General features: G+C 38.4%; 6 protein-coding genes. All 6 read left to right on the top strand.

Going from position 1 to position 13,897, the window contains the following annotated elements:
- Nucleotides 1-3 precede the first annotated feature (3 nt).
- Entirely contained in the window at nt 4-153 is a 150-nt protein-coding gene (locus ACO052_RS19370) for a hypothetical protein (protein WP_422105451.1), read from the top strand.
- 822 nt (nt 154-975) lie between these two features.
- The gene (locus ACO052_RS19365; RefSeq protein ID WP_422105450.1) at nt 976-2,988 is read left to right on the top strand and encodes an ATP-binding protein; all 2,013 of its coding nucleotides are present in this window, start codon (nt 976-978) and stop codon (nt 2,986-2,988) included.
- Between the two features lie 138 nt (nt 2,989-3,126).
- Nucleotides 3,127-5,181, top strand: a complete 2,055-nt coding sequence (locus ACO052_RS19360; RefSeq protein WP_422105449.1) for a tetratricopeptide repeat-containing sensor histidine kinase — start codon at nt 3,127-3,129, stop codon at nt 5,179-5,181.
- 137 nt (nt 5,182-5,318) lie between these two features.
- On the top strand, nt 5,319-7,367 hold the full coding sequence (locus tag ACO052_RS19355) for a tetratricopeptide repeat-containing sensor histidine kinase (protein ID WP_422105448.1): 2,049 nt from the start codon (nt 5,319-5,321) through the stop codon (nt 7,365-7,367).
- The gene (locus ACO052_RS19350; protein WP_422105447.1) at nt 7,354-8,007 is read left to right on the top strand and encodes a response regulator; all 654 of its coding nucleotides are present in this window, start codon (nt 7,354-7,356) and stop codon (nt 8,005-8,007) included. The genes ACO052_RS19355 and ACO052_RS19350 overlap by 14 nt, the downstream gene beginning before the upstream one ends.
- A 232-nt stretch (nt 8,008-8,239) precedes the next feature.
- Nucleotides 8,240-13,501, top strand: coding sequence for an HYR domain-containing protein (locus ACO052_RS19345; protein ID WP_422105446.1), 5,262 nt, complete (start codon nt 8,240-8,242; stop codon nt 13,499-13,501).
- Nucleotides 13,502-13,897: the final 396 nt, after the last annotated feature.

Below are 13,897 nucleotides of genomic sequence, written 5' to 3'. Positions count from 1 at the left end.
CATATGACAGATAAGCAAATTACCAGAAAAGAAGCGATAAAGACATTGGGGAAGTATGCGGCATTAACAGCGGTAGGCACATTTATTGTTCTAACACCAATGCAAGCACAGTCTTCTTCACCGCCAGATCCAGGGGGTAATCCCCTCGATTGATATTAAATATGAAAAGAATAGACCAAAAAAGTAAATAAGGCTTTTAAGACAACTATTTAGAGGGAGCCCCTTTTTGAAGCGTAAAAACTCTTCATTAATTAATAGCAGAAGACGCACAATACTGTTGAGCTTTAAAGGGGTAAGTTTTCAATCAACAGTAGTGCAACAACCTCCTTAAGAAATTAAGGGGGTTTTTTGTTTATCACGCCTTAAATGTTTTGGTAACTCAAGTAGATTTATAGTGTTTTCCATTATTGGGTAAGTATCACTACGTATAAAATAAGAGCCGGTAGACATATGTCAAAGTTCAGTATATCTTATTTTTGTATAGTGTAGAATGAGTAGTCTCCTTTAGAAAACTAAAACGTGCTATAAAAAAATACCCTTAATCGTATTATTGCTCTGTTTTCTATAAATAGTTATGGCATAGCTCTCATGAATTCCTAATCATAGAATACGTTTCCAAAATCACATGGTTTTTCGTTTAGGGGGCACCGACCGAAGCGATTTGTATATAGGCTAGGTAATAGGTCAATCTCATCTATGATATAAGATTACTTTCAACTGAATTAAGCTAAAGCCTTTTGTAAATGTATCAAGTAAAGAAAATAAATTCACTTATGTAATACGTACTACTACTTATATTATAATTGTAATACGTACTACTACTTATATTATAAGCATTTATGCGTATATCAAGGGCTGAATAATGGTCTAATTTTGCTAAAGATAATATGTCATTACCTGCAAAAAAATTAGAACCTCGTTGTGTTTATGAAAAGGCCCAAGATATTTCACATCATAGTTTTAATGGTTTTTTTCTTGCCCAAAATTAGCTTGTGCGACGCTCAGGAAGACATTGCACCAAAAGTACAGGAGTTAAAAGCTAGGATTTTTCAGCTAGAGGGAGGACAAAAGCTAAAACTAATGGATAGTCTGTCGCGATTGATAAGTTATGATGGTCAACCAGAATTCAAATTTGATTCCATCACAAGGGCTACGATACACTTTGCTTATGAACTGGATTCCATCAATATAGCACTTGCGCGTACCAATGCACTTCTTTTTTATTACGCCAATAGAGTCAATAACCCAAAAGAGGGTATAAAATTGATAAAGGATTTTGAGAGAAGAAACATGCGCATCGAAGATTATGATATGCTGGCAAGGTTGTATACCAATGCAGCGGATGCCTATTTCTTTTCTGGGGCCATAGAAGCTTCAATCCCAATCTATGAAAAAGCAGAAAACTTCGCATTAAAAGATAAGGACACCTCGCTATACGCTGCAGCCAGAAGCTACAAAGCAGGAGCCTATGCAGATATAGGGGATTATGTCACAGGCTCACAATTGCTAAAAGAAACGGCAAGCATCTTTACAAAACAAAAAGATACCACTAATCTTTTAATAGCCAGAACAATACTGGCCAATATTTACGGTAAGATAGGCTTTAACAAAGAAGCCAAACAAGAGCGTGAACAGATTATTGCCCTATGCCTTTTAACAGGTAATTACAATGCTATGATCTCTAACGCATTCAATGCATCTATCGAAGCCAAAAAACAAGGCGATCAGCATCTGCGTATCAACTATCTCAAAACGGCCTACCGAGAAATCGAAAAACTTCAAAAACCGCATTATTATGAACCAATTGTTACTTATGGGTTGCTATCGGCATATGCGCAAAATGATAGTTTGACTAAGGCCAAAGCCTATTTTGATAAAATAACAGAACAATACGCTAAAGAAGATCCCATACCTTTTGAATATGCCTATAGATCAGCTTTGGCGGAATATTATTACAGCACTGAAAGTTTTGCAAAAGCATTAGAAGAAGCCCAAAAAGTATTGGAAATTCATTTAGGCTCAAATAATACAGAAGGTATTTATCAAAGCTATGAGCAATTAGCCAAAATCAAAAGAGCACTGGGGGATTTTGAAAACGCATACGTGTTTTCTACCAAGTATAATCGCTTTAAAGATTCTATTAATAGCCTCCAAAAAGCAAAAGCGCTATCCTACTATCAGACCTTGTATGAAACCGAAAAACGCGATTTTAAAATCGCCGAACAAGCTTCAGAGATTTCGCTATTAAGCACTAAAAACAAGTTACATCGCCAATGGCTTTTGTTCGGAGGATTAAGCGTACTTATCCTCTTTATCATTACTTATTTATGGCGTTCAAGACAATATGTCCGGCATAAGAAACGGCTACAGGAAAAGTTTTCTCAAGATTTGATTACTGAGCAGGAAAATGAACATTCCCGATTGGCTATGGAACTCCACGATAGCGTGGGACAAAAATTAATGCTGTTGAAAAAAAACACGAAGAAATTAAACGACGAGCATATGGAAGCTTTAGCAGAAGGGGCCCTAGACGAACTGCGATCTATTTCAAGAGGCTTGTATCCCGCTGTACTCAATCGTTTTGGATTTAGTAAAGCCATTTGGGCCATGGTCGATGAGATTGACAGTAGTTCGGATATATTATTCACCTTAGATATTGAAAATATAGACGAACATATTTCTAAAGAAGCTGCCATTCATTTGTATCGTATCATTCAGGAGTGTCTAAATAACATCCTGAAGCACTCTAAAGCTAAAGCGGTGGCCATAGACATAGAAAAAGAAAACCAGTCTATACATACGACCATTACCGATAACGGTAAAGGGTTTGAAGTATCTAAGGCGATAAGGAGTTCCAGGAGCTTGGGAATGAATACCTTATTAAAGAGGGCAAAAATTATTAAATCCAAAATACATATTGATAGCCTAAATAATAAAGGAACAACCGTCAACATCATCACTCCTATTTATGTTATGGACATATCATAACATCTTGAGAACAGATTTGTGAATGTTAGGAGTACTATAATATTTAGAGAATAAGAGTTTTATATGTATATGGCTTAATAATAGCTTAATTTTTAATGGTTTAGAGTTGTTTTTGGCTCTAGATAACAAAAAGGAACTATGGAAAAAAAGACATGGCGCATACTCTTAATTGTTTCCCTTCTATTGATGGTAAGTTTCGGTAGTGCTCAAAATGCTCCCCTTGAAACAGCAGTTCGTAATTTAAAGGAAAAAATAAAAGCTTCAGACGGTACTATAAAATTAAGATTTTTAGATAGCCTTACCCAATTAATTAAATACCAAAGAGAATTTCAATACGATTCTATTGCAAGAGTAACCATCGATTTAGCTGCAAAAGAACAAGACTATAATATGGCCGCAAGGCAAACCGGCGAACTTATTTTCTTTTTGGTAAACAAAAAAAGAAATTCTGAAGAAGGTTTAGAATTATTTAAGGCTACTTTAGATAAGAACTGGGAGATAACGGATTCAATGTCGCTGGCGGTCTTATATAGTGGGGGTGCGGATAGTTTTTTAGAATCAGGTCTAGAAGCCGAATCCGTTCACTATTACGAAGCGGCTGAAAAGCTTTTTCTGCAGGTTGAGGATTCTACCCAATATGCCAAAATCAAAGGGTATAAAGCCTACGCTTTATCTCTAATGGGTGAGTTTGCTTCTGCTTCTCAAGAATACCAAAAAGCACTTTTGGTGTTTATGAAAAAGGAGGATGGCCTAAACATTCTCAAGCTAAGGATTGGCCTATCCATCCTCTATAGCCAAAATAGGTTTTATAATGAAGCCGAAAAGGAATACTTGGCCATTGACGCATTAGCCCTTGAGTTGAAAGATTACGGGGCCTACCTCGTCAATCTGGGTAACATGGCTTACGATTATGCCGCCCAAGGTGAGTATAAAAAAAGTATATCGTGCAATAAGCGAAAGCTGGCTGTCATAGACCTTCATCCAGAACTTGATTATTTCGCACCTTACGGTTTTCAGGCTTTGGCACTAGACTATATTGTGACCGATAGTTTGGATAAAGCACGATTATACATACATAAATTGAAAGCATTTTTAGATAGGGATCCGGAAAATTATGGTCTCAAAGATCTTTACATTGAAGCTGAGACTCAGCTTTTTCTGGCAGAAGGAGATTTGTCCAAAGCCGAGGCCAAAGCTAAAGCGCTCCTCGACATGCGACAGGGAACAAAGGATTATGAAGTAATCATGGAAGTACACGAATTGTTGTACGGCATCTACGAGGCTAAGAAAGACGAACCACAAGCCCTAAAACATCTAAAGGTTTACACCAAAATTAAGGACTCCATTGAGAGCGTACAAAAAACGAGGGCGCTGTCTTACTACCAGACCTTATATGAAACTGAAAAGCGTGATGCTAAAATTTCAAAAAAAGAGACTGAAATTGAGCTATTAAATCATAAAAATAGAGCCAAACAGCGTTGGATGATTTTTGGTGGCATAGCCTTGATAGCTGTATTTGCTATAATTTATTTATTCCGTGGTAAAAGGTTTGCGCAAGAAAGACAAGAGCTGCAGGGAACATTTTCTCAAAAACTCATTGTTGAGCGGGAAAATGAACGTTCCCGATTGGCTATGGAGCTTCACGATAGCGTGGGGCAAAAATTAATGTTGTTGAAAAAAAGAACGAAGGAGGTTAATAATGAAGTTATAGAAACTTTAGCAGAAAGAAGCCTAGACGAGTTGCGATCTATTTCAAGAGGCTTGCATCCCGCCGTACTCGATCGTTTTGGATTTAGTAAAGCAATTGCCGCTATGGTCGATGAGATCGATAGCAATTCGGATATATTGTTTACCTTAGACATTGAAAATGTAGACGAACATATTTCTAAAGAAGCTGCCATTCATTTATATCGCATTGTTCAAGAATGTCTTAATAATGTGGTGAAGCACTCTAAAGCTAGAGCAGTTGCCATAGATATAGAAAAAGAAGATCGGTATATACATACAACTATTACCGATAATGGCTTAGGGTTTGTGGTCTCAGAAGCCATAAGAAATTCTAAGAGTTTAGGAATGAATACCTTATTAAAAAGGGCGAAGATCATTAAATCCAAAATACATATTGATAGCGTAAATAATAAAGGAACAACCGTCAACATCATTACTCCTATTTATGTTATGAACATATCATAACATCTTAAAAACAGATTTGTGAATGTTATCAATACTATAATATTTAGAGAATAAGAGTTTTATATATATAATTTAATAATAGCTTAATTTTGAATGGTTTAGGGTTGTTTTTGACTCTAGATAACAAATAAGGAATTATGGAAAAAAAGACATGGCGAATACTCTTAATTGTTTTCCTTCTATTGGTGGTGAGTTTCGGTAGTGCTCAAAATGTTCCCCTTGAAACCGCAGTTCGTAATTTAAAGGAAAAAATAAAAGCTTCAGATGGCACTGTAAAATTAAAACTTTTAGATAGCCTGTGTTGGCTGACAAGAGATAAGCAAGAGTTGATGTACGATTCTATCGTAAAGGTGACGATAAGCCATGCCATTGATTTGGATTCTTTTGACATCGCAAATCGGCAAGCAGCTAGGCTCATTTGGTCTTACACGAACAGACTTGGTCAGCCCGAAAAGGGAAGGTCTTTTTTTGAGAGTTTTGATGCATTAAAATTACCTGTTAAAAATAATGCCTTATTGGCTAGATTTTATCTCAATGGAGGAGATAGTTACTATTTTTCTGAAGCGATTGAAGAAGCCATTGCTATTTACAATTTGGCTTCAGATTATGCCCTTAAACAAGGCGATTCTATCCTTTATGGTACCTCCAAAAAATATATCGCAGATGCCTATATCCGCATGGGTAAATTAGCAGAGGGCTCTAAAATGTTACAAGAGGTAGAAGCCATATATCGACAAACTAAGGATACCATACGATTAGTTAATACCAAAAGTTCTAGGGCTGATTTGTATAGTATGAATAGTTTTTTTGAAGAAGCAAAAGTTGAAAGAGATGAGGTCATAGCATTGGCCAAGACCATAAACTATGAGTCAGGAATCATATCCGCTCTCCTCAATTCAGCCATTGATAACAGTGTTAATGACAATGTTGAAAAAACATTGGAAGATTTAAAGTTGGCCTTAGAGTATGCTAGAAACTCAAACGAAGTCAGGGATAGGTATGAGCCACAAATATTAATCAAGTTGCTTCAAGAATATTCAAAGGCAGATAGTTTAGATAGGGCTGAAAAAGTGTTTAAAGAAATTCAAGCAAACCCTGAGCGCTATACAACGGGGTATTTTGAAGAAGCTTATCATAAAAGTCTTGGGCATTATTATTACGCTAAAAAAGTGTACGACAAATCTCTAGAATACACCCAGAAACACTTGGATTTCCAGATTAATAATAATACTGTGGAAGAAATTAAGAGTACGCATATGCTTCTGTATGATATATATCTAGCCACAGAAAAATACAAATTAGCATTGTATCATTTAAAGGAAGCCACAACGATTAACGAGTCGATGATGGGTTTAAAGCGCTCCAACGCATTATCATACTATCAAACCTTATATGAAACTGAGAAGCGGGATGCTAAAATTTCAAAAAAGGAGGCTGAAATTGAACTATTAAATCATAAGAATAGAGCCAAACGGCGTTGGATGATTTTTGGTGGCATAGCCTTGATAGCTGTATTTGCTATAATTTATTTATTCCGTGGTAAAAGGTTTGCGCAGGAACGACAAGAGCTGCAGGAAACATTTTCTCAAAAACTCATTGTTGAGCAGGAAAATGAACGTTCCCGATTGGCTATGGAGCTTCACGATAGCGTGGGGCAAAAATTAATGCTGTTGAAAAAAAGGACGAAGGAAGCTAATAATGAAGTTATAGAAACTTTAGCAGAAAGAAGCCTAGATGAGTTGCGGTCTATTTCAAGAGGTTTGCATCCCGCCGTACTCGATCGCTTTGGATTTAGTAAGGCAATTGCCGCTATGGTCGATGAGGTCGATAGCAGTTCGGACATATTATTTACCTTAGATATTGAAAATGTAGACGAACATATTTCTAAAGAAGTTGCCATTCATTTATATCGTATTGTTCAAGAATGTCTTAATAATGTCGTGAAGCACTCTAAAGCTAGAGCAGTTGCCATAGATATAGAAAAAGGAGATCGGTATATACATACAACTATTACCGATAATGGCTTAGGGTTTGTGGTCTCCGAAGCGATAAGGAATTCTAAGAGTTTAGGAATGAATACCTTATTAAAAAGGGCGAAGATCATCAAATCCAAAATACATATTGGTAGTATAATGAATAAAGGAACGACAATTAACATAATTACCCCTGCTTATGACATTTCATAAAAACGATATTTCAATAGTTATTGCAGATGACCATCCCATGCCGCTTAAAGGCTTGTATGATGAACTGATTTCCAACAACTATAAGGTTATTGGCAAAGCCAATAATGGTATGAAAGCCTTAGAGTTAATTATAACGCTAAAACCTACATTGGCTTTGTTGGATATAGAGATGCCCCTATTAAATGCTTTTGAGATTTATAGAATCGCTAAAGAAAAGCAAACAGAAACGAAGTTTATCCTATTATCTTATCACAAAGAAAAAGAATACGTACTTCAGGCTAAGACCTTGAAAATCGATGCGTACTTACTCAAGGAAGATTCATTTTTGACTATCGAGAACTGCATCAATGCCGTGATGAAGAATGAGACATTTTTTAGTCCTTATTTCAATGATATTTTATTGCACCATACCAGTGATGAATTAAAACAATTTAGTCAATTAACGGCCTCAGAGATTTCAATTTTAAAACGTATTGCACAAAACCACTCCACCAAGGATATCGCTGCAGAAATTGGGGTTTCCATACGGACTATAGATAAGCATCGTGCCAATATCATTAATAAAATGAAGTTGCCCAAAGGCACCAACACCTTGACCAACTGGGCACTTATGAATAAAAATGCCATAAGTCAATTGTAGTCAAGCCTTATGGCAGTGTGTTTTCGTATCCGATTAGTTCAATGACAATGCTCATAAGGTAAAATGATATAAACTCTATTTACAAGAACAAATCTTAGTATCATTTGATACGCATTAAAGATTTCAGAGAGAAATATAAGTAATACTACTTATATAATAAGTAGTCTTAAGTATTTAACGGGCTATACAGTGGTTATAGTTTTAAGGGGTAACTTATTAATACCCCTTTCTGATGAAAAAATCTTTCCTCTTTTTACGTGTAATTTTTATTCTAATTTTGTTATGCGCTTTTCAAACATTTGCGCAAACCTGCGGAACTCCAAACAACATTAATCAAAATGAAGTAGATGGACCTATTCCTCTAGGCACACGTTGGGCCTTATATCAAACCTTTACACCCGATTGCAATGGCATTGTTGATAATATAACGGTATGGCATAAAAGCACTACCGCTTATACTGCAAATGTTTTCTTGAGACAAGGAGCTAATCCAGTAGGGAGTGATATATTGGACAACTTTACTTTTACGTTTCCGGCATCGCCATCGGGTGCCAGCCAGAACGTTATTGATTTTTCCAGTACGGCCAATCTAACAGCAGGACAAACCTACGCTTTTGCGTTTGTGTTTTCCAATGGCGATGATATAGGCTTCGATTTTAGAGCAGCAGATCCTTATCCAGATGGTACTTTATACTGGGTAGAAGAAGGTACTAGTAGCTGGGAAAATGCAGTCGGCGGTGTGGTCGATTTGCGTTTTCGTGTTAATTGGGTAGATCAAAGCCCATATGTAACATGTCGTGAGGGCCGTTCATTTGCCTTGGGTGCAGACGGAACGGTAGATATTTCCTTCGGTCAGGTTAGTGCTGGTAGCGGTCCTTCAGATGGAGAGTCCATAATCATACGTTCTATCAATCCTTCTTCCTTTGACTGTGACGATTTAGGTACACAAACAGTAACCTTAACGGTTCAAGATACTTCGGGCCAGAATGCAAGCTGTACAACAACTGTTACTATAACCGATGGAGAAGATCCCAAATTGACCTGCCCTGATGATATCACAGTCAATATCGATCCATTTGTTCCAGCCATTATCACTTACGATATGCCAACCGTGGATGACTGTACTGCATCAACACTGACACAGACTGCCGGATTATCTTCTGGTAGCGTATTCCCTATAGGAACAACAACCAATACGTTTGAAGCTGTCGATGCCTACGGAAATGTAGGAACCTGTTCTTTTGATGTCACAGTAATAGAAAACCCTTTTGAAGTATTGGTGGAGCTTGATAACGGTACCTTGAGAATTACCGATATAGGTAATACAAGCGATATAAATCTTACTATTACAGAAAACGTAGGAGGAAACGCTTTCTTCTTAAGTGATCTGCCTCTGGCTCAAATTTCAACAGGCATTAATCGACTCACGTCATCGCTTTTGTGGGTTACCATAGCCGATATTACCAATGGTATTGAATTTATTGGCGGAAATGGAAATAATAGCATCACTATAGATTCTGATATCAGTATTAATGGCGATTTTGACATTAAAAATATAAACACGTTTACTCAAAATGGAGCCATTATAATTACAGGAGCTTTTAAGGTTTCTGAGAGTATAACCCTAGACCTTGAAATTCGAAGGGCGTTAACAGCACAGAGTCTGGACATCACTGGAATATATTCTTTAAAGGATCAATCACCAGGATATCCAATTACAATATCAGGTACAACAAATATCCAAACTGCAGAGGATGTAGATTTGAGTTTGGGAGCTACAGCACCGCACGTATTTGGTGGATTAGTAAATATAAACGCATTTAACTTTTCTCTTGCATCTTCACAATCTATAGAGCTTGGAACTATTATCGCGACAGATTCTGATGATATCAGAAGGAACGAAATTTATGTAGGTTCAGGAAATTTAACCTTAACAGCTGATATAGTCACTGCTGGAGATTCTGATTTATATCTAAGAGCAGAAGAAAGTATCAATCAATCATCTGGTATCGTCGTTACTGATCATTTGTTTTTTGATGGGAGTAATGATGAAGATACAATAGCATTATTTTTTGGTAATAATGATATTGACATGATTGAAGTAGAAAGTGGACGTACCATGGGACTCATTGTATTTAATGATATCGATGATATGGAGATTGGTCTATTAACAATTGGAGATGCAAGTCTTTTTGCACCCACTATGAATCTTACAGAGAATACGAATATTTTTAAGAATGGAACTGGGTCGTTAACCATAGGATCAGAAACAAGTACAATTAATATTACCAATTCAATAGCTAGTTCTGTAGCTAATATTGAACATAATGCTGGTCTTGTAGAGTTTTTTGGAAGTACAATTACAGTCGAAAAGTTAGATTATCAAGGTGCTTCAGGAACAAGGACGCGATTCTTAGATGGTAATACGACTTTTAATGATTTAGATCTTTCATTAGAATTTGGAACCTTAGCGATACAAGCCCCTGTAAATATTGGTTCCAGTGGTATTAATATTGAAGTCTTAGACGAGTTATTAATAGACAAATTTAATGGTGTGTTATCAGGTACTGGAACATTTACAGGCATTTCAACAACAGTAGAGTTAGATGGTACCATTGCTCCTGGCAATGGCACAACCCCATCAACATTAACCATACAGAGTGTCGAATTTGATGAAGGAACATTTGCACCATATATAGATACCGACAGCGCGTTTGATCAATTAAATGTAGTAGGTACAGTCACTTTAACTGATGCCGACTTTGCACCTACAGGAGATTTTAGTATTGATGATGCTAATATTGGGGTGATTACCTTAATCAATAACGATGAGGTAGATGCAGTTGTAGGTACCTTTAACGGTTTAGCAGAAGGTGCTCAAGTGACATTACCAGGAAGTACTGAAGACTTTACCATCAGTTATGTAGGTGGTGACGGAAACGACGTTATACTAATACGAGAAAGCACTTTTGCGCCAGTAATCAGCTGCCCACCAGATATTACATTGGAGTGTGGAACAGCCATAGGTTTAGGTGTAAGTTCAGACACCCCGATCGATATTCCCGATAATGATGATACGGGCATTACAAGTATAGCCAATGTATCTGGGTTAGATGCTAGTTTTCAGGTGATAGACATTACGGTGCAAACAGCCATGAACCATACTTGGATAGGAGATCTAGCGATGGAAGTTACTGCACCGGGCGGAGAATCTGTGGTCCTATTCGCAGAGTCTCTTGCTGAGGGTAGCGATTTAAATGCTGCCTTTCCCATTACATTTACTGATTCTGCTACCGTTCCGGCAAACGATATCGGAGAGACGATTGATAATATAGAAGCCGTTTGCCAAGTCGACAATATTTGCGAATATACAGCTATGGGCGGAACGGACGCCTTTGCACAACTCATAAGCGAGATCAATGCCAATGGAAGCCCTATAAATGGGGACTGGACCTTAAGTATACGCGACCAAGTATTTCAGGATACAGGAACCCTTGTGTCTTGGCAGGTCAAAATTGTAGCCTTGAACCCTAATCCAGATCCTACAGACCCTGCCGCAACAGGTACTGCTACAGCTACCGATACTCAAGGAACTCCTACAATAACATATAGTGATGTATTGGTATCAGGGGACTGTGGTAATACAGGAACTACAGAACGTACCTGGACGGCCACTGATGCAGACGGTAATGTAAGTACATGTGTGCAAACGATTACGGTTACTGATACTACTGCACCTGTGGTGACGTCTTGTCCAGAAGACATTGTATTTGAAATAGAATTTGGCGATCCAGATCCTACAATTACCTATGATCTTCCTGAAGCTATAGATATTTGCGGCGATGTTACAATTACGCAAACCGAAGGACTTGCTTCGGGGGCATCCTTCCCTGAAGGTATTACTACCAATACATTTTCAATCACAGATGTTTGCGGAAATGAGACCATATGCAGTTTTACGGTTACGGCGATAATACCGGAAACCGAACATATATTAGTATCTCCAAAAGTATACCTGCAAGGCGCATTATTAAATCCAAATTCAGGTCAAGAGGGTTGGATGCGTGACGATTTACGTGTGGCAGATTTATTACCGATTGCTAGTCCTTATGGAGATTTATCAGCCGATGCCAATGCATTTTCAGAAGTAGAACCAAATAACAGTATTGTAGATTGGGTTTGGGTAGAATTACGTGATGCTGCAGATGATACCAATATCATAGCTGGGCGTTCAGCCTTAGTACAGCGCGATGGTGACTTGGTGGATGTTGATGGCTCAGCACCTGTAAGATTTGAATCCGTTTCTTCTGGCAATTATTATGTAATGATTAATCACCGTAACCATGTGGGGATTATGAGCAGTACAGCAGTAAGCTTGAGCGATACCGAGACCGGGGTTGATCTGTCCTCAGATCCTTCCGTGGTCCAAGGGAGCAGCAATTCGGTGGTCATGCTATCTAACGGTAAATACGGGATGTACTCGGGCGACTATGATGGTAACACCCAGATCCAGAACACGGATGCTGTTGCAGTAGTACAGTTTATAGGGACTTCGGGTTCGGGCTATGAGATCGCCGATATGGACCTTAATACAGAGATTCAGAATGCAGACGTGAACGCACTAATCAATCCCAACATCGGACGGGGAGAGCAGTTTGGCAGGCCTAGCGTCCCCACAGAGCAGTTATCGACCGATGTAACCTTGGCCTTTGCCAATGCACAGATCACCAATGATGGCATTGATGACTACTACGAAGCCGATATTGTGATATCGGGCACAACAGACTTTTACGTGGGCTCTGGCCAGGTGTACCTGGACTATGCTACAGCGGCCTTTGGCGAGAATATATCCGCCAATGGTAACATAGAGTACAGCCAACCCGATGGGTCCATACTGGGCTATAGCTTTGGGGCCTTTTCACCGGCCTACAGGGATTTTATAGAGAACGACAACATCACTTCAAGGGTGTCACTGTCCTTTCAGCAAAACGTTGGCCTAACCGGACTGGAGACAGCACCGGAGCTGCAGATCACTTCGACACCAAAGGTGTTGTTCCATATCAAGATCCGCTATACGGATGTTAGCGAAGATGCAGGGATGTGTTTCTACAGCGATGGTATTTTTCAGGACCAGTTCTTTACGGCCTGTGGAGGTACCGCCACGGCAGATTGTACCAACACACCTGGCGTACAGATCACCAACGATACCTATGACTGTTCAGAGGCGGGCGTGGATACCTTGGGGATAACAAAGATTACAGACAGCCCTATTCTGCTGTACCCGAATCCAGCGAGCACGAGTTTTAGAATTAAAGGATTGACCACAGCGAGTCATGTAAGGGTTTACGATGTCAACGGTAGATTGATTATAGAGGAGCGGCGAAGCGATGATAGCCCCATAGACATGAGTGCTTATGATGATGGCGTATATCTTGTAAAGATTACCAGTGACAGCGCCACAGCAACTAAACGATTGATTAAAAAAGCAGAGTAATCCCTTTGCCTAAGTTAACTAGGATTAAGGGGTATTGAAAAAGGGCTATTGGAAGTATAGTAAAGGGGCAAGTATCCGATAGCTTTGACAACCGCTTCATCAATATGATAAAGCGGTTTCTCATTTATAGCCAACTAAGACGTGTTAAATAAGTAATACTACTTATATAATAGGTAGTCTTAAGTATTTGATGGGCCATACAGTGGTTATAGCTTTAAGGGCTTAACCTTTTAATGCCCCCTCTATGATGAAAAAATCTTTCCTCTTTTTACGTGTAATTTTTGTTCTTGTATTAAGTATTAGGACATCTTATGCCCAATGTGACAGTACAGATGATATGATACAATCGTCCGGCCTTAGTTTCTATGAAATGAATTCTTCATAGGCCATATAATG

Source organism: Winogradskyella sp. (assembly GCF_965228925.1).
In the GTDB taxonomy this organism is placed as follows: Bacteria; Bacteroidota; Bacteroidia; order Flavobacteriales; family Flavobacteriaceae; genus Winogradskyella.
Note: the sequence above shows the minus strand (reverse complement) of the source record. Positions and strands in the feature narration are given on the sequence as shown.